At 71.3% G+C, this 18,792-nt stretch carries 20 protein-coding genes; 10 read left to right on the top strand and 10 right to left on the bottom strand.

The genetic code is table 11. The features are described from left to right. Positions 1 to 1,505, top strand: a 1,505-nt coding sequence (locus tag PV363_RS06770) for a M20/M25/M40 family metallo-hydrolase (RefSeq protein WP_301021971.1), incomplete at its 5' end; no start/stop codon positions are given. Between the two features lie 70 nt (positions 1,506 to 1,575). On the opposite strand, the gene PV363_RS06775 is transcribed toward PV363_RS06770, so the two are convergent. After that, on the bottom strand, positions 1,576 to 2,322 hold the full coding sequence (locus tag PV363_RS06775; RefSeq protein ID WP_220342364.1) for a hypothetical protein: 747 nt from the start codon (positions 2,320 to 2,322) through the stop codon (positions 1,576 to 1,578). Between the two features lie 83 nt (positions 2,323 to 2,405). Here PV363_RS06775 and PV363_RS06780 point away from each other — a divergent pair, with 83 nt between their 5' ends. After that, the gene (locus PV363_RS06780) at positions 2,406 to 2,627 is read left to right on the top strand and encodes a hypothetical protein (RefSeq protein WP_220342365.1); all 222 of its coding nucleotides are present in this window, start codon (positions 2,406 to 2,408) and stop codon (positions 2,625 to 2,627) included. A gap of 31 nt (positions 2,628 to 2,658) precedes the next feature. On the opposite strand, the gene PV363_RS06785 is transcribed toward PV363_RS06780, so the two are convergent. Then, positions 2,659 to 3,117 (bottom strand): Rrf2 family transcriptional regulator, encoded by a 459-nt coding sequence (locus PV363_RS06785; RefSeq protein ID WP_220342366.1) that lies wholly within the window; start codon positions 3,115 to 3,117, stop codon positions 2,659 to 2,661. A gap of 143 nt (positions 3,118 to 3,260) precedes the next feature. On the opposite strand from PV363_RS06785, the gene PV363_RS06790 reads away from it, so the two are divergent. Then, positions 3,261 to 5,132 carry an acyl-CoA dehydrogenase gene (locus tag PV363_RS06790; protein WP_220345520.1) on the top strand — a complete coding sequence of 624 codons (1,872 nt, stop codon included), beginning with the start codon at positions 3,261 to 3,263 and terminating at the stop codon, positions 5,130 to 5,132. An 85-nt stretch (positions 5,133 to 5,217) separates the two neighbouring features. Here the strand turns inward: PV363_RS06790 and PV363_RS06795 are convergent, their stop codons facing one another. Genes PV363_RS06795 through PV363_RS06810 form a run of 4 tightly spaced genes read right to left on the bottom strand, consistent with a single transcriptional unit; the run spans position 5,218 to position 8,388 of the window. Next, positions 5,218 to 6,177, bottom strand: coding sequence for a hypothetical protein (locus tag PV363_RS06795; RefSeq protein WP_220342368.1), 960 nt, complete (start codon positions 6,175 to 6,177; stop codon positions 5,218 to 5,220). Then, positions 6,174 to 6,776 carry a sigma-70 family RNA polymerase sigma factor gene (locus PV363_RS06800; RefSeq protein WP_301021972.1) on the bottom strand — a complete coding sequence of 201 codons (603 nt, stop codon included), beginning with the start codon at positions 6,774 to 6,776 and terminating at the stop codon, positions 6,174 to 6,176. The genes PV363_RS06795 and PV363_RS06800 overlap by 4 nt, the downstream gene beginning before the upstream one ends. Further along, on the bottom strand, positions 6,773 to 7,627 hold the full coding sequence (locus tag PV363_RS06805; protein ID WP_301021973.1) for an isocitrate lyase/phosphoenolpyruvate mutase family protein: 855 nt from the start codon (positions 7,625 to 7,627) through the stop codon (positions 6,773 to 6,775). The genes PV363_RS06800 and PV363_RS06805 overlap by 4 nt, the downstream gene beginning before the upstream one ends. 50 nt (positions 7,628 to 7,677) lie before the next feature. Continuing rightward, positions 7,678 to 8,388 (bottom strand): amino acid racemase, encoded by a 711-nt coding sequence (locus PV363_RS06810; RefSeq protein ID WP_220342371.1) that lies wholly within the window; start codon positions 8,386 to 8,388, stop codon positions 7,678 to 7,680. A gap of 81 nt (positions 8,389 to 8,469) precedes the next feature. Between PV363_RS06810 and PV363_RS06815 the strand changes: the two genes are divergently transcribed. From PV363_RS06815 to PV363_RS06825, 3 genes are read left to right on the top strand one after another with little or no spacing between them, the layout of a single operon-like run. Next, positions 8,470 to 9,375, top strand: coding sequence for a LysR family transcriptional regulator (locus PV363_RS06815; protein WP_301021974.1), 906 nt, complete (start codon positions 8,470 to 8,472; stop codon positions 9,373 to 9,375). After that, positions 9,372 to 10,100 (top strand): MBL fold metallo-hydrolase, encoded by a 729-nt coding sequence (locus tag PV363_RS06820; RefSeq protein WP_301021975.1) that lies wholly within the window; start codon positions 9,372 to 9,374, stop codon positions 10,098 to 10,100. The genes PV363_RS06815 and PV363_RS06820 overlap by 4 nt, the downstream gene beginning before the upstream one ends. Positions 10,101 to 10,138: 38 nt before the next feature. Beyond that, on the top strand, positions 10,139 to 10,723 hold the full coding sequence (locus PV363_RS06825) for a hypothetical protein (RefSeq protein WP_220345525.1): 585 nt from the start codon (positions 10,139 to 10,141) through the stop codon (positions 10,721 to 10,723). A 15-nt stretch (positions 10,724 to 10,738) separates the two neighbouring features. Here the strand turns inward: PV363_RS06825 and PV363_RS06830 are convergent, their stop codons facing one another. Next, positions 10,739 to 12,508 carry a thioredoxin-like domain-containing protein gene (locus PV363_RS06830; protein ID WP_301021976.1) on the bottom strand — a complete coding sequence of 590 codons (1,770 nt, stop codon included), beginning with the start codon at positions 12,506 to 12,508 and terminating at the stop codon, positions 10,739 to 10,741. 117 nt (positions 12,509 to 12,625) lie between these two features. Here PV363_RS06830 and PV363_RS06835 point away from each other — a divergent pair, with 117 nt between their 5' ends. The 4 genes from PV363_RS06835 to PV363_RS06850 are packed head-to-tail and all read left to right on the top strand — an operon-like array spanning position 12,626 to position 15,470. After that, a complete protein-coding gene (locus PV363_RS06835; RefSeq protein ID WP_220342375.1) occupies positions 12,626 to 13,129 on the top strand; it encodes a VOC family protein in 504 nt (167 codons plus the stop codon). A gap of 51 nt (positions 13,130 to 13,180) precedes the next feature. Then, positions 13,181 to 13,984 carry a maleylpyruvate isomerase family mycothiol-dependent enzyme gene (locus tag PV363_RS06840; RefSeq protein WP_301021977.1) on the top strand — a complete coding sequence of 268 codons (804 nt, stop codon included), beginning with the start codon at positions 13,181 to 13,183 and terminating at the stop codon, positions 13,982 to 13,984. Continuing rightward, a complete protein-coding gene (locus tag PV363_RS06845; RefSeq protein ID WP_220345528.1) occupies positions 13,981 to 14,937 on the top strand; it encodes an oxidoreductase in 957 nt (318 codons plus the stop codon). The genes PV363_RS06840 and PV363_RS06845 overlap by 4 nt, the downstream gene beginning before the upstream one ends. A 50-nt stretch (positions 14,938 to 14,987) precedes the next feature. Next, positions 14,988 to 15,470, top strand: coding sequence for a GNAT family N-acetyltransferase (locus tag PV363_RS06850; protein WP_220342378.1), 483 nt, complete (start codon positions 14,988 to 14,990; stop codon positions 15,468 to 15,470). A gap of 3 nt (positions 15,471 to 15,473) precedes the next feature. Here PV363_RS06850 and PV363_RS06855 read toward each other — a convergent pair whose 3' ends face one another. The 3 genes from PV363_RS06855 to PV363_RS06865 form a co-directional block, all read right to left on the bottom strand. Continuing rightward, positions 15,474 to 16,802 carry an MFS transporter gene (locus tag PV363_RS06855; protein WP_301021978.1) on the bottom strand — a complete coding sequence of 443 codons (1,329 nt, stop codon included), beginning with the start codon at positions 16,800 to 16,802 and terminating at the stop codon, positions 15,474 to 15,476. Further along, a complete protein-coding gene (locus tag PV363_RS06860) occupies positions 16,799 to 17,485 on the bottom strand; it encodes a GntR family transcriptional regulator (RefSeq protein WP_301021979.1) in 687 nt (228 codons plus the stop codon). The genes PV363_RS06855 and PV363_RS06860 overlap by 4 nt, the downstream gene beginning before the upstream one ends. Positions 17,486 to 17,540: 55 nt before the next feature. Then, the coding region (locus PV363_RS06865) for a hypothetical protein (protein ID WP_301021980.1) at positions 17,541 to 18,792 on the bottom strand (1,252 nt) is incomplete at its 5' end.

Here is an 18,792-nt window from a genome sequence, read left to right on the forward strand (position 1 = left end):
CGGCGGAAATCGACGACGTCAACACGACGCAGCTCCGCAAGGCAGTCACCGTCAACGGCATCCTGAAGCACGCGCGTGCACTGCAGGTCATCGCCAACCAGAACGACGGGACGCGCGCCTCCGGGCTCCCCGGCTACGAGGCATCCGTCGACTACGTCACCAAGCAGCTCCGCCGATCGGGCTACTCGGTCAAGAAGCAGGCCTTCACGTTCTCGTTCTTCCGGTCGCTCTCCGAGCCGACCCTCTCGCAGGTGTCGCCGACGGCCACCGACTACGAGACCGACATCTACAGCTACTCCGGCGGCGGTGAGGTGACCGGCGTCGTCGTGCCCGCGAACGACAACGTCATCCCCGCGACCGAGGAGCCGAGCAGCACCGCCGGATGCACCCCGGGCAGCTTCGATCCCGCGCCGGCCGAGGACGCGATCGCGCTCGTCCAGCGCGGCGGCTGCGACTTCGCCGTCAAGGTCGACAACGCCGCGGCGGCGGGCTACGACGCCGTGATCATCTTCAACGAGGGCAACCCGGGCCGTACCGAGCTGTCCATCGGGACCCTCGGCGATCCCAAGGACATCCCGGTCGTCGGGCTGTCCTACGCCGACGCCGTGGCACTGCTCGAGCAGGCCGCCGCAGGCCCCGTGACGCTCTCGGTCTCGACCGAGGTGGAGACCGATCCCAACCGCACCACGTGGAACGTGATCGCGGACCTCTCGCCGAAGGACCTCAAGAAGGTCAAGAACAAGGACCAGGTCGTCGTCGTGGGCGCCCACCTCGACTCCGTCCCCGAGGGCCCCGGCATCAACGACAACGGCAGCGGCTCGGCCGGCACGCTCGCGATCGCACAGGCGATGTCGGACCTCAAGCTGACCAAGAAGCTGTCCCGCCCGGTGCGCTTCGCGTTCTGGGGTGCTGAGGAGTCCGGTCTGCTCGGAGCCGAGCACTACGTCGCGTCGCTGAGCGATCAGCAGCGCTCGAAGATCTACGCGAACCTCAACTTCGACATGATCGGGTCGCCGAACTACGTCCGCTTCGTCTACGACGGCGACGGCTCCTCCGGCGGTCCGGTCGGTCCGCCCGGATCCGACGTCATCGAGACGATCTTCACGGACTACTTCGAGAGCCAGGGTCTGGCGAGCGAGCCGACCGACTTCGACGGACGCTCCGACTACGGGCCGTTCATCGCGGCCGGCATCCCGGCGGGCGGTCTCTTCTCGGGCGCCGAGGGTGTGAAGACGCCGGAGGAGGCAGCCGTCTACGGCGGTACGGCCGGCGAGTGGTACGACCCGTGCTACCACCAGGCCTGCGACGACATCACCAACCTCAGCGTGAAGGCGCTCAACGAGCTCGGCGACGCCGCTGCGCACGCGACCTTGACGTTGACGAAGTCGAAGTCCGGTCTCTTCCCCGACGGCAGCCGCAAGGCGAACGCTGCGGCGTCGGCGAAGGCCCAGGCCCTGTCCGCGCCGGCCCCGGCACGGCATCAGGGTCACGCGGCGACGCGCTGAGCCGACCGACCGGTTCACCATCTGACCGATGCCCCTCCGCTCCCTCGGGCGGAGGGGCATCGGTGTGTCCTCAGTCGTTCGGCACGCGCTGGACCGCGAGGAGCGCCTCGCCGAGAGCCCTCACACCATCCTCGCCGACGACGTCACCGAGGAGACCCAGGAACGCGCCTTCGAGCGCGCTCTGCGCATCGCGCCAGCGGCCGGAGTCGCTGGGCCGCTGGCGCAGCCTCGCCTCGGCGATCTCGTCGTCGTTCCACCCGAGCGTGGACATGCGCTCGGCGCCTGCGCCCGGATCGACGAGCATCGCGCGCGGGACGGAGAGCCCGACCAGGCCGAGGGCGGCGAAGTACTGACCCCCACGGATCTCCCGCACCGCCATCGCCGCCTGCGCCAACCGTGCCGGGACGTCGTTCGGGCGCTCGGCCCGCTGCCAGCCCTGAGCCAGCAGCATCGGCGCCAGGTCGGCCTCGTCGAGCACCTGCTCGAGCAGGGCCGTGGCGCGACCTGCCGCCTTGTCGTCCACGAGGTTCTCGCGGCCCCACCGGTGACACACGTCGAGGTAGGCGTCCACCGCGGCCTGTGGCGCCGTCTCGGCACTGCGCTCCCAGACGCTGTCGACCACACGCCGGGAGAAGATCCCCAGGACGTCGAAGGCCGCGTCCGTCGAGACGTCGCCGAGGACGCCGACGCGCCCGCGGAAGTAGAGGGCTGAGGCCGGCATGCCGGCCTCCTTGGAGGTCGACCGGATCATGGTCGACGTCATGAAGGTGCTGCCGAGTGTGTTGAGCGCGTCGCGCCAGGGGTTCGCGGGGGGCATGGGTGCACGGTAGCCGCCCCCAGAGGCCCCGCGCAGGGCGCCGTCGCTAGACTCGGCGGGACTTCTCCCTGAGGAGGTCCCCCTTGCTCGTCCTGCGAATCCTCGCGGCCAACGCCGCTGTCGTCGTGGTGTGGATCGCGGCGCTCTCGGCGCTCGGCTTCCGGGCGATCCCGATGGAGGTGGCCCTTCTCGCGATGGGACTCATCACCTCGTCACTCCTCGTGACGCGCGCGGTGATGGCGCGCGAGCGCCGCCGCGTCCCGGTCCCCGGGCTGATCGAGGAGCCCGCGCGCCTCGAGCCGTGAGCGGATCCGCTCGGCCCGTCGTCTCAGCGACTCAGTGCGGCTGCCACGCGTCTTCGTCCGTGGTCATCGCCTCCACCGCATCCGGGAGGACCCCGTCGGCGAGGTGCTGGATCGTCACCGACTCGAAGACCTCACGGAGACTCGCCCGGGCGGCGATCCACACGTGCTGCAGCACCTCCGCCGACCCGGTGTAGGCCACGGACTCGGGCCGCAGTCCGTACACGCTCACGAGAGGGCCGTCGACCGCACGGATGACGTCGGCGACGGTGATCTCGGTGGCGGCCCGGGCAAGGCGCCAGCCACCGGACTGGCCGCGCTGGCTGACGACGATCCCCGAACGACGGAGGTCGGCGAGGATCGCCTGGAGGAAGCCGTGGGGGATCTCCTGCTTGCGCCCGATCTCCTCGGCAGAGACCGGGGAGGCATCGTCGCGGCTGGTGATCTCGATCAGGCCCCGGAGGGCGTAGTCCGACTTGGTGGAGACCCGCATGGCTGAAGTCTCCCAGATCCCTCGACGTACCCCGGTTCGGCGCCCCGGGGTTGCATCGGTTACTCACGAGTAGGACACTGTTATTACTCGCGAGTAATCCGCTGCGTGCGCGAGGCAGCACGAAAGACTAAGGACCTGTCGCCGTGAGCCACTACAAGAGCAACCTTCGCGACATCGAGTTCAACCTCTTCGAGGTCTTCGGCCGCGACGAAGTCTTGGGGAAGGGCCTGTTCGAGGACCTCGACGTCGACACCGCCAAGAGCATCTTGAGCGAGATCGACCGGATGGCACGTGAGGACCTCGCCGTGTCCTTCGCCGAGGCCGACCGCAACCCCCCGGTCTACGACCCCGAGGCCTGCACCGTCACGATGCCGGCCGGCTTCGCCAAGAGCTACAAGACGTGGATGGACTCGGAGTGGTACCGCCTCCAGCTCCCGGTCGAGCTCGGCGGTCAGCCTGCTCCCGCGTCGCTCGTGTGGTCCACCGCAGAGCTGGTGCTCGGTGCCAACCCCCCGGTCTGGATGTACTCGGCCGGCCCGAACTTCGGCTCCATCCTGCACCGCAACGGCACCGACCGTGACAAGAAGATCGCGCAGCACATGGTCGACCGCAAGTGGGGCGCCACGATGGTCCTCACCGAGCCCGACGCCGGGTCCGACGTCGGCGCCGGCCGCACGAAGGCGTACCTCCAGGAGGACGGCACCTGGAACATCGAGGGTGTCAAGCGCTTCATCACCTCCGCCGAGCACGACATGAGCGAGAACATCATCCACCTGGTGCTCGCACGCCCGGTCGGCATCGAGGGCGTCGGCGGCCCCGGCACCAAGGGCCTGTCGCTCTTCATCGTCCCCAAGTACGGCTTCGACCTCGAGACCGGTGAGCTCGACGGCACCCGCAACGGCGCCTACGTCACCAACGTCGAGAAGAAGATGGGCATCAAGGTCTCGACGACCTGCGAGGTCACCTTCGGCGATCCGTCGGTCGGCAACGGCGCTCCGGCCAAGGGATGGCTGCTCGGTGAGGTGCACAACGGCATCGCCCAGATGTTCCAGGTCATCGAGAACGCCCGCATGCTGGTCGGCACCAAGGCCATCGCGACGCTCTCGACCGGCTACCTCAACGCCCTCGAGTACGCCAAGGAGCGCATCCAGGGTGCCGACATGCTCGACCCGGCCAAGGACGCGCCGCGAGTGACGATCACCCACCACCCGGACGTGCGGCGCTCGCTGATGACCCAGAAGTCGTACTCCGAGGCGCTGCGCTCGCTGGTCATCTACACCGCGACCTGGCAGGACCGGGTGATGATGTCCGAGGCGGCCGGCGAGGAGGACACGCTCGCCGAGCGCGTCAACGACCTGCTGCTGCCGATCGTCAAGGGCTACGGCTCCGAGCGCTCGTGGGTGCTGCTCGGGACGGAGTCGCTCCAGACCTTCGGCGGCTCGGGCTTCCTTCAGGACTACCCGGTCGAGCAGTACGTCCGTGACGCCAAGATCGACACCCTGTACGAGGGCACCACCGCGATCCAGGGGCAGGACCTCTTCTTCCGCAAGATCGTCAAGGACCAGGGCCAGGCGATCGCCCACATGGCGCAGGAGATCCAGTCGTTCATCGGCTCGGAGGCGGGCAACGGCCGCCTCAAGGTCGAGCGCGAGCTCCTCGCCAAGGGTCTCGAGGACGCCCAGGGCATCCTCGGTGCGGTCTTCGGTCAGATGATGTCGGCCAACCCGGCCGACGGTGGCGACCCGAAGAACGTCTACAAGGTGGGGCTCAACAGCACCCGCCTGCTCATGGCGCTCGGTGACGTGGTCTGCGCGTGGCTGCTGCTGCGCGGCGCCGAGGTCGCCCTCGCGAAGCTCGAGGGCGCCGTCTCGCCGGCGGACAAGCACTTCTACGAGGGCAAGATCGCCGCGGCGCAGTTCTTCGCGCGCCAGGTCCTCCCGAAGCTCGCCGCCGAGAAGGCCATCGCCGAGGCGATCGACCTCGACGTGATGGAGCTCGACGAGGCTGCGTTCTGACGACCTGACGCACATCTCGACAGAAGGACCCGACTGTTCGCCCCGGAGACGGGGGAACGTCGGGTCCTTCTGTCGGGTCCTCGTCTCAGGACGACGGACCTGAGCAGGTGCGCGAGCTGATCACATCCTTGGGTCGGACCAGCTCGCACAGATCCCAGCTGCGGTCGTCCGTACGGGTGGTGCCCGGGCTCTTGCTGATCCCGCCACCGTTCTCCTGGTCTCCCGGCGCGTCCAGCAGGTTGCCGTCGTCGTCGAGCACCTGCGTCTCGAGGGTCAACGCGCGCACCCCGACGAGATCACGCTTCGCGATCCGCGCCTGGAGGAAGACGTAGCCGTCGACAGCCCGAGCCACGTGCCACGGACCGGCCTGCCCGTCGACGACGAAGCGCCGGCGCATGGACGCCACCCGCTCGTCGACCTGGTAGGTGTCCCCGGCGTACCCGAGGGCGTAGCCGCCCGGACCGTCGACCGGGACCGCAGGATGCGTCGTGTCGTTGGCGTTCCTGGTCGACTTGCTCCCCGGCCCACGCATCAGCGCGGAATCCATCCCGACGGTGGTGCCCCGGTAGCGCAGCGGGATCTCGCACCCGATGCGCTGCCCCGTCGCGGAGTCCTCGGCGACGACGACCGCCGTCCGGCCGAGGCCGGTCATCCCGCGTTGCACCTGGGCGGACAGCACCTCCTCCGGCTCGAACACCGAGCGTCTGCTCCCCATCCCCTTCGCGCAGTCGGTGGCGAGAGCGGCGGCCTCCTCGCGCGGGAGGTCACGCAGCCACAGCTCGACATCGGGCTGGGCGGGCTCTGGTCGCGCCGTCGGCGACGCCGCGACCTCGGACTCCGGGACGGCGGGCGGCGAGGTCGCGGGGTCGTCGCCGGCGAAGGCCAGGCTCAGGCCGATGACCGCCGCCGCCGCCACGGACGCCACGGCCGGGCCCGCCCAGCCACGTGTGATCGGGCGGCGGCCCCGGGATGCCGTCGCGACGATCTGCGCGGCGCGCTCGTCCTTGTCGGTGAGCACTCGCTCGGTCGGAAGCTCGATCCTCATGACCGCTCCTCACGTTGCAGGATGACTGACTGCTCGCCGAGGCGCGCACGGGCGCGAGCGAGCCGGGACTTCACCGTGCCGACAGGCAGCCCGAGCGCCTCGGCGGCCTCCTGCATCGAGCAGCCCGACCACCACACCAGCTCCACCACGACCCGCTGGCCGGCGGGCAGCCGACCGACGACGGCGCGGATCTCACGCATCCGTCGTTCGCTGTCGACGTCGGCCGCTACCCCGTCGGCGTGGTCGTGGTCGATCTCGTTCAACGGCACCTTGCGCCTCAGCGCCGCCAGCCGCCGACGCCCACGCAAGGCGTTGGCGCACTCCTGCGACGCCATCGCGAGCAGGACGCCGCGAGCGGACTCGCCCCTGAGCTCGTCGACCCGTCCGTCAGCGGCCCGCCGCCACAGGGCGACGAACGTGGCCTGCGCGACGTCCTCGGCGGTCGCCCAGCACGCCACCCGGCGGAACGCGAAGTTGTAGACCGCGTCGCCGTACCGGGTGAACAGCTCGGCGAACGCGTGCTCGCTCCCCGACCGCAGCTGTGCCCACACCTCCTGATCGGGGTGCGGGTCGATGCGGTCCTCCACCTGGCTGCTCACACCCTGGAGAGTCCACCACCGACGATCGGGTTCCCTCGACGCCCCGCGATCAGATCGTTGAGCCATCCGTAGTCGACCGCGCCCGCGGTCGCGCCGTAGGTGCCGCTCGACGCCATCTCCTCGACCGCGCGCTGGACCACGGCGTAGGCGGCCTGCGCCACGCTCGACCCCAGACTCACCCGTGCCACCCCGAGACGGCCGAGGTCGTCGATGCTGAGTGCTCCGGGTCCGACCATGACGTTGACGGGGACGGGGAGCGCGGCCGTGAGGGCACCGATGCACTCGGCGGTGGAGGCACCGGGGACGAAGATGCCGTCCGCACCGGCCTCGATGTAGCGGTCGGCGCGCGCGAGCGCCTCGGCGAGCTGCTCGTCGGGGGAGCCGACCGCTGCGAGGAAGACGTCCGTACGAGCGTTGATGAACATCGGCACGCCGGCGGCGTCGGCAGCTCGTCTCGCCGCGACGATCCTCGCGACGAGCTCCTCCGGACCGCGGTCGCCGTCCTCGATGTTGATGCCCACGGCCCCCGCGTCCAGGATCACAGCCACGGTCTCGCCGACGCCGTCGGCCGACGCCGCGTAGCCGCCCTCGACGTCGACGGTGACGGGCACGTCGACCGCGGCAGCGATCGCGGACACGACGGCCACGCCCCGTGCACGGTCCAGCTGGTCGCCGTCCGGCCTCCCCAAGGCCCAGGCGACTCCCGCGCTGGTCGTCGCGACCGCCGGCGCACCGGCCTCCTCGGCGACGACCGCGCTCGCCACGTCCCAGACGTTGGTCAGGGCCAGCGGTCGCGTCCCTTCATGGAGTGAGCGGAAGCGGGCGGCCTTGTCGTTGCTCGTCGCGTTCATCGCCCTAGTACACCGGGATCGCAGCACTCCGGGCTGGCGGATATCGGACGTCACCAGCGAGTCGCGGTCACCGTCCCCAAGGCCAGGCGGCCGAGCTCCCGTGCGTGCACCTCGACACTGTCGACGAGGGGAACTGGGACTTCGTGGGGCTGGATCAGCAGACCGATCTCGGTGCAGGCGAGCACGACCGCATCCGCACCCTGGTCAGCCAACCGCTGGATGGTGTCGATGTACGCCGACCGGGAGGCGACCTGCACGATCCCCTTGGTCAGCTCGTCGAAGATGATGGTGTCGGACATCTCGCGGTCAGCCTCGTCGGGGATGACCGAGTCGATCCCGTGCCGAGCCAGCCGCCCGGCGTAGAAGTCCTCCTCCATCACCCACCGGGTGCCCAGGATGCCGAGCGTCCGCCACCCGTTGCGGGCCGCCTCCGCCGCGACGGCGTCCGCGATGTGAGCGAGCGGGACGTCGATGCCGGCTTCGACCTCGGGGGCGACCTTGTGCATCAGGTTCGTGCAGATCGCCACCGTGGTCGCTCCGCTGCGGACGCAGCGCTGCCCTGCCTCGGTCAGCAGAGCCGCGGCCGAAGCCCAGTCACCGCGGATCTGGCACTGGCGGATCTCCTCGAAGTCGAGCGACTCGAGCGTGATCCGCGCGGAGGCGTGACCGCCTCTCGCGGCGGCCACGATCTCGTTGATGATCCGGTAGTAGGTCGCGGTCGAGTGCCAGCTCATGCCGCCGATCAGTCCTAAGGTCTCCATGCCTCCATGCTGTTCCGACCCTGGCGTCCCCGGAAGCCCACACTTGCCGAGGGCATCTCTTAGCGCCTCTAATGGGTCGAGATGGACCCACGACGTGTGCTCATGTTCCGTGTCGTCGCTCGTACGGGCTCGCTCAGTGCCGCGGCCCGCGAGCTCGGCACCACGCAGTCGGCCGTCAGCCAGCAGCTGAGACAGCTGGAGCGCGAGGCCGGCGGCCCGCTCCTGCTGCGGACCGCGCGGGGGACACAGCTCACCGAGGCCGGCGCCTCCCTGCTGGGGCACGCCGACGTCATGCACGGGGCCCTGCACCTCGCCGGCGAGGAGCTCGGTGCGCTGGCGCAGAGGCACAGCGGGGTCGTACGCCTCGCGTCCTTCCCCTCGGGTGTCGCGACCCTCGTGCCACCGGCCGTACGCTCGCTGCGCGCCGACCACCCCGGTGTGGGGGTCTCCCTGGTCGAGACCGAGCCGCCCGAGGCGTGGGCGTCGGTGCTTGCCGGCGAGACCGACGTAGCCCTGGTCTTCGGCTACGACGGCCCGCCGGACGACGACGGCTCGCTCAGCTGGGCGCCGCTCGGGGTGGAGCCGATCCACCTCGTGATCCCGCCCGGTACGGCGCCGACCGAGCTCGACACCCCGTGGCTCGCCGAGCAGGACTGGGTCGCCGGCTGCGCTCGATGCCGTCAGCACCTCGTGTCCTGCTGTCACGGCGCAGGCTTCGAACCGCGACTGCTCCACGAGAGCGACGACTACGTCGCGGTCCAGAACCTGGTGGCGCACGGGTTCGGAGTGACCGTCCTGCCGCAGCTCGCCCTCTCGGCGTTCCGACACCCCGATGTCGAGGTACGGCGGTCCACACTGTTCGGCGAGCGGCACGTCGGGATGGTCCACCGCAGAGGCGCGGAGGCCGTCCCCGTCATCCGCGCGTTGATGGAGCGCCTGCAGGTCTGCGCCCGAGGGCTGCTCGGGGCGAGCGCGGCCGGGTCATGATGCCGTCCCTCCTGCCCCGTCACGACGGCGAGGTGCTGGTGGTCGGAGGCCCGACGCTGGTGATGGACCTGGGCGGGCTGCGCATCGTCAGCGACCCCACCTTCGACGACCCGGGACCGCACGGCTACCTCACGAAGACCTCGGGCCCGGTCGTGACCGAGGGCCAGCTGGCCGACGTCGACATGGTGTTGGTGAGCCACGACAACCACGCCGACAACCTCGACGACCGTGGCCGTGCCTTTGCGATGGCGGCTCCGCTGCTGCTCACCACGACCGGTGGCGCAGAACGCCTCGGCTCTCCAGCGCAAGGCCTCGCCGCCTGGGAGACACGGAGGTTCCCCCGGCCCTACGACGGTGAGCTGACTGTCACCGCCGTACCGGCCGTGCACGGCCCCGAGGACGGCGAGCGGGACGCGGAGGGCAACGTCAACTGCCAGGTCGTCGGATTCGCCCGGCGCGTCCCCGGCATCGACGCGGCGGTCCTCCACGCCGGCGCGGCCCGCGTCCCGGGGAAGTTCCGCGGGCGCCCGGTCAGCCTCGACAGCGTCCGCACGGCTGCGGCAGCCGCGATCCTGTCCGACCCGGTCACCATCCCCGTCCACTACGACGGTTGGGCGCACTTCACCGAGGGTCGCGACGCCATCGTCTCCGCGTTCGACGACGCCGGCCTCGCTGCCGTCGTGCGCATCGCCGACCACGGCACCTGGATCCCGCTGACGCCCTAGCGCCTCCGGCCCGGAGAGGGCACCGATACGCTCGCGCCATGGTCCAGCCCGTCACCTCGCGCGAGCCACGACGCCCGCGGCGGCTCTCTCGAGGCTGGTACGCCGTCGGCGCGGTGATCGCCCTCGTCGGGGTCGCCGGCGCACTCGTCCTCGGTCTCGGCGCCGTGGGCGTCGCCCGCGACGCAGCCGTGACGGCGCTGCCCGACGACAGCTCCGTCACCGTGACCAAGAACCGGCTCGCGGTGTGGGTGCGAGCCGACGTCCCCGCGGAAGCCACGGGTGCCGACCTCGGTGTCGCGTGCGACCTGATCCCCCAAGGCGGGCCCGTCATCGAGGTTCCCGCGCTGCGCAACCAGTCCGCGGCGGTCGGTGGGTGGCACCTCGTGGCGCTGTCGGCACGAGACTCGACGACCGGCTGGGTCGGCACGGAGGCCACGCTGTCGTGCGACGCGACCGACCCACGGCTGGCGACGGCCACGTGGGGCACGGGCAAGCAGCCGCAGGTGCTCGGCGTCGTCGCGCTGTCCCTCGGTGCGCTCGCGTTCGGCGTCGGCGGCGTCGTCGTCGGGACGCTCGCGGCGCTCCTGGTGTGGCTCGCGCGGAGGCGGACGCTGCGGCCCTGAGCCGCGACCGGTCCGCTAGGCCGTACCGCCGAGCGGGAGCACGATCCGAGCCTCGCCGTCTGGTGTGACCCGGACCGGGACCCCCCAGTCCTGCTGATGGATGTAGCAGGCGGCGCCGACTCCGCCGTCGTCGTCGCAGGACGCCGCCATGGCGGCCACGTGGAGGACTCCGTCGCCGACCGCGGGATCGAGGACCAACCGACGGTCGAGTCCGGTCTCCCGGCCCTCGCCCTCGCGGAGGAGTGCCGGCGGCGTCGACGTGACGACCAGCCGCGTCGCGGGGCCGTACCGCTCGTCGAGGTGCTGCCCCGGTGGCGGCGTGAACGCAACCACCAGCTCGACCTCGCCGCCGCGGACGTCGGTGGTCGGGCGGCCGGTCGTGTGGCTGGCGCCGCTGGCGGCCGCGGAGGACCCGACCGCCACGCGGGTGAGCCGGTGCCCCGTCGACTCGACGACGAGCACGGTGTCACCGTCCACGAGCAGGCCGGACGGCTCGGCGAGGCCGGTGGCCAGGGTGCTCACCTCGTCGGTCGCCGGGTCGTAGCGGCGCACGGCGCCGTTGTAGGTGTCCGCGATCGCCACCGAGCCGTCGGGGAGGACCGCAAGACCGAGCGGGTGCTGGAGGAGCGCCTCGTCGGCCGGGCCGTCGACGAAACCGAAGTCGAAGAGGCCTTGCCCCACGACCGTCTCCACGACGAGCTCACCGTCGCGCTCGACGATGCGGCGAAGCGCGCTCGCCTCCGGGTCGGCCAGCCACAGCACCTCCCCGTCGGGGGCGAGGCGCGACGGCTGGGCGAACCACGCGTCGATCAGCGGCCCGTCGACCAGTCCTTCGTTGGTGGTGCCGGCGACCACCTCGACGGTTCCGGTGGCCGGGTCGTAGGTCCAGAGCTGATGGATCCCGGCCATCGCGACCCAGACCCGGCCGCGCCACCAGGCCACGTCCCACGGTGACGACAGCGACGTGGTCCCGTCGCCCTGCATCCACTGCCGACCGTCACCCGCGAGCGGCTCCGCCGCACCGTCGTCGAGCCGGAGTCCGACGAGCTGGTGCGCCACCGTGTCGGCGACGACCACGTCGTACGCGACGGTGTCCCGTACGCCCTCGGGGAGGAGCACGAGTCCGTTCGGCTCGCGGAACCCCTCGTGGCGGCCGACGACGGTCGCCGCGTCCGCCGCGAGCTCGACGACGCTCCCGCTGCCGGCGTCCGCGACGAGGACGTTGCCGGACGGGAGCCGGATCGCGGTCGCGGGAAAGCGGAGGTCGCCCGGCTCGGGATCGGGAGCGACGTACGGCGACCGGCCTCGCGTGAGCGAGCCTCGCTCCTCGTACTCGGGGACGAGCGTCGCGAGCAGCGCGTCGATGGCGTGCACGTGGCCCTCCCCGGCGTACTGGGCGACGACGTAGCCCTCCGGGTCGACCACGACCAGGGTCGGCCAGGCGCGCACGGCGTACGCCTGCCACGTCGTCAGGTCGGGGTCGTCGAGGACCGGGTGGGTGACGCCGTTGCGCTGGACCGCCGCGGCGAGCGCATCGGCGGTCGCCTCGTGCGCGAACTTGGGCGAGTGCACGCTCACGACGACCAGCGCGTCGGCGTACTTCTCCTCCAGCGGGCGCATCTCGTCCAGGACGTGCAGGCAGTTGATGCAGCCTGAGGTCCAAAAATCGAGGACGACGAACCGTCCGCGCAGGTCGGCGAGCCCGAGGTCCGCGCCCCCCGTGTTCAGCCAGCCGCGACCCACCAGCTCGGGCGCCCTGACACGGACGCGACGCTTCTCGTTCACGCTCCGAGAGTAGGCGCGGCAACCCCAGCGCGCGGCTGTCGGCCACCCTGCGGACGCGTTCGGCGTCCCGCCAGAATCAGGACAGGAAATGTCCGCATTCGACCTTAACGTCGGCTCATGACGACATCACCCATTCCTCCCGACTACGGCACGCTGACCCCCTACGTCTCCGTGCGAGGTGCTTCAGAGTTCGTCGACTTCATGGTGGCCGCCTTCGGGGCGGTCGAACGCGGGCGGTTCGCGCTCCCCGACGGACGGCTCGGGCACGCCGAGGTGCTCATCGGCGACCGTGTCGTCATGGCGTTCGACGCAGCACCGGAGTGGCCAGACTGCATCGCCCTGCTCAGCCTCTACGTCGAGGACGTGGACGCGACGTTCGTCTCGGCGCTGAATGCCGGAGCTCAGGAGGTGACTCCACTGGCCGACGACGCCTTCGGCAACCGAGGGGGCCGCATCCGCGACCCCTTCGGCAACGTCTGGTGGCTCGCGTCGCACGTCGAGGACGTCACACCGGACGAGATGGCGGCACGCCTCGCTGAGCCCGCGTACCAGCAGCAGATGACGACGGCGATGGAGACGTTCGACGCCGAGATGCGGTCGCGTCGCTCGAGACGCGGGTGATTTCTCGAAGGTCGGGTCCAGCACCGTCCCGGCTCCCCTAGGCTTTCGCGCATGGATCTCTCGCTGTACGTCGACGCCTGGGCCGAGTCCGCCGACCGGACCCTGGCGCTCCTCGACGCCGTGGTGGACGACGCGTGGGAGCTGCCGACCGGCTGCCCGGGTTGGCGCGTCCGTGACGTGGTCGCTCACCTCGCTGCGCTGGAGTCGGAGCTCGCGGGCACCGGCCGCGGTGGCCCGGCGCAGGGACGTGTCGACGGCGGCGAGTTCACGTCGGCGTACACCGAGGCCGGGGTGCGTGAGCGCGCCGACGCCATGCCCCGCGAGCTGGTCGATGAGCTCCGCGAGGCCGTCGAGGTCCGCAAGAAGGCCCTCGCGTCTCTCCCCGACGACCCGTCGGCCGCCGCGGGGGTCACGCCCGGAGGCATCGGCTGGAGCAACGAGACGCTGCTGCGCAACCGGATGGTCGACATGTTCGTGCACGAGCAGGACCTGCGCGGCGCCGTCGGCGCCCCGGGCGGGTACGACGGCCGCGCCGGCGCCCTCGTGGTCGGAAGCTTCCTGACCGCGCTGCCCTATGTCCTCGCCAAGCGGCTGAAGGCCGAGCCGGGCACCGAGCTGGACGTCGAGCTCACCGGCGGCGTGAGGCGCTCGGTCTGGGTCGAGGTCGGCGACGGCGGACGGGGACGGCTCCACGACGGCACGTCCCCGCAGCCGACGGCGCGGGTCAGCATGGCCGCCGAGACGTTCCTGATGCTCGTCTCGGGGCGCGAGGCGCTCCATCCCCTCTCGGTCACCTGGACCGGCGACTCCAGCCTGGTAGGTGACCTCCTCGCCGAGATCGCGGTCACGCCGTGAGGCCGGCGCCCGCGGCGGGTTCCTGGACCACTGACGACATCGGTGACCTCCACGGCACCACGGTCGTCCTCACCGGGGTCACCGGAGGCCTGGGCACCGAGGTGGCCTTTCAGCTCGCGCACCACGGCGCGAAGATCGTCGCCGCCGGGCGCGATCTCGCCACGGTGGAGGACGCACTGTCAGCGCTGCGGCACGGGGTGCGTGACGCGCAGGCGCTCGCCGTCCGGCTGGACCTCGCCGACCTGGACTCGGTCGCCGCGGCTGCCACCGAGATCGCCGAGCGCGCCGGGCGGATCGACGTGCTGATCAACAACGCCGGCATCATGGCGGCGCCCTTCCGCACCTCCGCGCAGGGGTTCGAGCTGCAGATGGCGACCAACCACCTCGGCCACTTCGCGCTCACCGCGCACCTCTGGCCGACCCTGACGACGAGCCGTGCGCGGGTCGTGTCGGTCTCGTCGCTGATGCACTCGTTCGCCCGCAAACTCGACCTGAGGTCGCTGGAACCGGGTGCGCCGCTCGCCCGCTACGACCGCTGGGGGGCGTACGCGCAGTCGAAGCTCGCGAATCTTCTCTTCATGCGCGAGCTGGACCGACGGGTCCGCGCCGCCGGGATCGACGTCACGAGCCTCGGGGCACACCCGGGCTATGCGCTGACGCAGCTCTCCCGGTCGGGCCTCCAGCTCGGCGGCCGCAGCCTCCAGGGGGCCGTCGTCCACCAGGTCAGCCGAGCGGTCGCTCAGTCCGCCTCCGCAGGGGCGTGGCCGATCGAGCGCGCGGCGACGGACCCGACGCTCGAGGGCGGCGCGTACGTCGGGCCGTCAGGCTTCCGCCAGCTCCGTGGCCGGCCGAAGCCGGTCGGGATGACGGCGCTGGCCCGTGATCCCGAGCTCGCCGCCGAGCTCTGGGATGCCTCGGAGACCGCGGCCGGGGTGAGGTTCACCATCGGCTGAGCGCCGGCGAAGAACTCCCGCCTGGGCTCAGCACAGGTTAGGCTCCCGCCATGCTGGTACGCCGGATCGACGACCCCGATCTCGACGCCGTGCTCGCCCTCAACCAGGGCGCGCTCGAAGGCGTCGGGCCCCTGACCATGGAGCGGCTCGAGGAGATCCTCGGGTACGCCGAGCAGGCCGTGGTGGCGCAGGACGCCGACGGGGCGCTGGGAGGCTTCGCCCTCACGCTGCCGCCAGGCACCGCCTACGACAGCATCAACTACCGCTGGTTCTGTGACGAGCTGGACGACTTCTCCTACGTCGACCGGGCTGTCGTCGCGCCCGGCTTCCGACGGCGCGGCATCGCGACGATGCTCTACAACGTGCTCGAGGAGCGTGCGCGTGCGCGTGAGCTGATGGCTCTGGAGGTCTACGTGGAGCCGCGCAACGATGCGTCCCTGGCCTTCCACGGCTCGCGCGGCTACGCCGAGGTGGGGCGGCTCGACCAGGCCGACGGCAAGAAGGCCGCGATGATGACGAAGCAGGTCGGTTGAGCCTCAGGCACCGACGCTGACGGACTCGCCGCGCCTCATCGCCGCCAGGACGTCGGGCGCGGTCTCGGCGAGCTTGCGCCGGATCCTGCGGCGGTGGCGCACGATCATCGCTGCACCGAGGAGCCACGGGACGACCTGGACCGCCATCGCGCCTCGGAAGGCGCTGGAGGCGTAGACGTCGGAGCCCGCGGGTGTGAGCAGGTCGAGCACCACCCCGATCGCGAGGATCGTGCACAGCGACGCGATGAAGCCACCGGTGTTGACCAGGGCTGTCGCCAGGCCGGCGCGCTCGGCACTGCCGAAGGTGCGCACGAAGTCGAAGCCGACCATCGATGCAGGCCCCCCGACGGCCGTCACCACGACCATCGTGACCAGCAGCCACGGCGGCGCGTCACCCGGCCAGAGCAGCACGGCGGCCCACGAGCTCGCGATCGCGGCCACGATGGTGAGGGTGGTCGACGACCGGTGGTACGGCCGGTGGGCGGTGAGCCACGCGAGGAACGGTCCGCTCGCCATCGTGGCGAGGGTGAGCAGGGTCAGCAGGAACGCCGCGAACGCCGGAGTGGTGTGCTCGCCGCGGACGAAGAACGGGTAGCCCCAGAGGATGCCGAGGACCGTGGCGCTGAACTGGGTCGAGAAGTGCGTCCAGAACCCGAGCCGAGTCCCGTCGTCGCTCCACGCGTCACGGATGCGGCTTGCCAGCCCTCGGATCTGGAGCGGCGCACCGAGGTGCCGCCGGACGCCAGGACGGTCGTGCACGACGACGAGGAGCGCGGCGGCGAGAACGAGCCCGGCCACGGCGGTCGTGAGATAGGCCCAGGTCCAGCCCAGCCGGTGGAGCGCCCACGTCATCGGCACCGCGGCCAGGATCATCCCGAGCTGGCCGCTGATCCCGGTCAGCTGCGTCATGAGCGGCACCGTGCGGGGCGCGAACCAGTAGGCGACGAGCCGCAGCACGCAGACGAACACCATCGCGTCACCGGCGCCGACAGCGATGCGCGCGACCAGGGCCACGGGGTAGGACGTGGCGAGGGCGAACACGACCTGCGCGGCGCTCAGGGTGAGGACACCGGTGAGGATCACCGCACGAGGTCCGAACCGGTCCAGCGCGAGGCCGACCGGGATCTGCATCCCCGCGTAGACGACCAGCTGGAGGACGGTGAACGTCGAGAGCTGGGCCGCGCCGATATCGAACCGTTCGGTGGCCTCGAGCCCGGCGACCGCGAGCGACGATCGGTGGAACACCGCGAGCACGTAGACCGAGAGGGCGACGAGCCACACCACGTAGGCGTTGCGGCGCAGGCCGAGCCGGCGCGAGACCCGGGCGATCACGCCGACGCTCCGCCAAGACCCAGGACCGCGTGGCGGCTCGCTGAGAGGTGGGCGTCGGTCGCGGTCAGGAATGCGTCGAGATCGTCGCCGGCGATCAGGCGCGCGAGCTCGCGGTGGTCGCGTACGGCGGCCTCCATGCGCTCAGGAGACAGACCCATCGCGGTGGCGTTGACCATCATCTGCCGCTCACGAAGGCTGCGGTAGAAGCGGCAGACGTGCGGGTTGCCGGCCGCAGCGACGACGACCTCGTGGAAGCGGCGGTCCGCCTCGGTGAAGGCGGCCAGGTCGCGCTGCACACGGTGCTCCTCGGCGGAGTCGACGAGCGCGTCGAGCTCGGCACGGATCCGGCCCCCTGCGGCGAACGCACGCGGGGCGGCCCACTGCTCGACGAGAGCGCGCGCCTCCCAGACCGACTCCGCCTCGGCACTGGTCACCGTCAGGACGATCGCACCGCGCTTGGGATAGATGCGTACGAGTCCCTCCGTCTGCAGGCGCAGCAGCGCCTCACGCACCGGCGTCCGCGAGCATCCAAGACGCTCCGCGAGCGCGACCTCTCCGAGCTCCTCCCCACCGGGAAGGTCGCCGACGAGGATCTCTCGCTTCAGGGTCGCGTACGCCCGCTCCGTCGCGGAGGCACGAGCAGGAACGGTGGGGGCAGCGTCAGGGAGGCGGCTTGCACACATGTTGCATACATGATGGCACGCGCCTGCGACAGGCTCCGACAGGAGCCCTACGGCGTCACCTCACCCGGACGTCGTCGACCCGTCCGCCGTGGTCCAGCCACCACTGGGCACCGTGGCGCATCGCCGACGAGCGACGGCGGTCCTTGCTGACCCGTTCGAGGATCGGGTCGCGCTGCATCCCGGCCGTGAACAACGCCGCGTGCGCGACGCTCAGGTCGGCATGGCCGAGCAGGTCGGCGACGCTGGGCACGGGACCTCCCGGCACGTGGGCGAGGGCGATGAGAGTCTGGCGGACGTCGGCGCCGCTCAGGCTCAGACGGTTGATCAAGGCGTCCCGCTCGGCCTTGCCGACGACGTACGGCAGCACACCCGGCGCTCCCTCGAAGCACCGGTTGGGCTGGGTCTGCTCGATCAGCACCTCCCCCAGCGCGGCGGCGTACGGGCTGCGCGACAGCACCAGGGCGGACTGGTGGCGCACGTCGTGGCTCGTCGCGCTGTAGGCGTCCTCGACGATCGTGCGACCGACGGGGTCGACCTCCCGCCCGGTGAACGACTCGATCCGCGCCGTCGCACCCCGGACCGCGGTCGCGAGCATCGTGGCGCGACTGGTCGCCGAGTTGGAGAGCGCGCGCGGACGCGACGGGAAGAGCTGCGGCCGGAGGCGTCGGAGCCGGTCGGCGGTCTGGACGGGAAGCACCTCCAGCAGCGGCACGATCCTGTGCAACGAGGTCTCGCTGGCCCCGTCGAAGAGCATGTGGGCCAGCTGCGCCTCCAGAGCCGCCATCGAGGACGGCGTGACCTCGTGACGGACGAGCTTGCGGTGCAATCCCCAGGTGGCACCGAGCTGGAGCTGGGCCGACGGCTGCGTGAGCAGCGAGATGAGGGTGTTGACCGCCTTCTCCGCGCGGACGTCGGCGATGAGGAGGACGGGGACGAGAGTGGCCTGGGCGCGCGGCTCGATCACCTGGGCACCCACCGCGCGCATGACGCGCGGCTGGTGCAGCGGCGCCTCGATCAGGCGGCGGAGCGCCTCGTAGCGGGTCACGAGTGCCAGGCCGTTGGCACGCGACGCCTCGCTGACCAGTCGACAGAGGAGGGGGTCGAGGGCGCTCAGGTAGGGATCGTCGAACGGGTCCGACGCGGCGACGCACCCCGCCCACTCGAACCAGTCGACGCCCTCGACGACCGGCCCCTGGACGGTGGCGAAGGCCTCGTCGAGCCGGGCACCGGAGACGTCGACGCTGCGGGCGGGAGGCCGCGCACCCCACGACCGCGCCAGGCCTTCGCAGGTCGCTGCGAGGCCGGCT

Source organism: Mumia sp., from assembly GCF_028803055.1.
In the GTDB taxonomy this organism is placed as follows: Bacteria; Actinomycetota; Actinomycetes; order Propionibacteriales; family Nocardioidaceae; genus Mumia.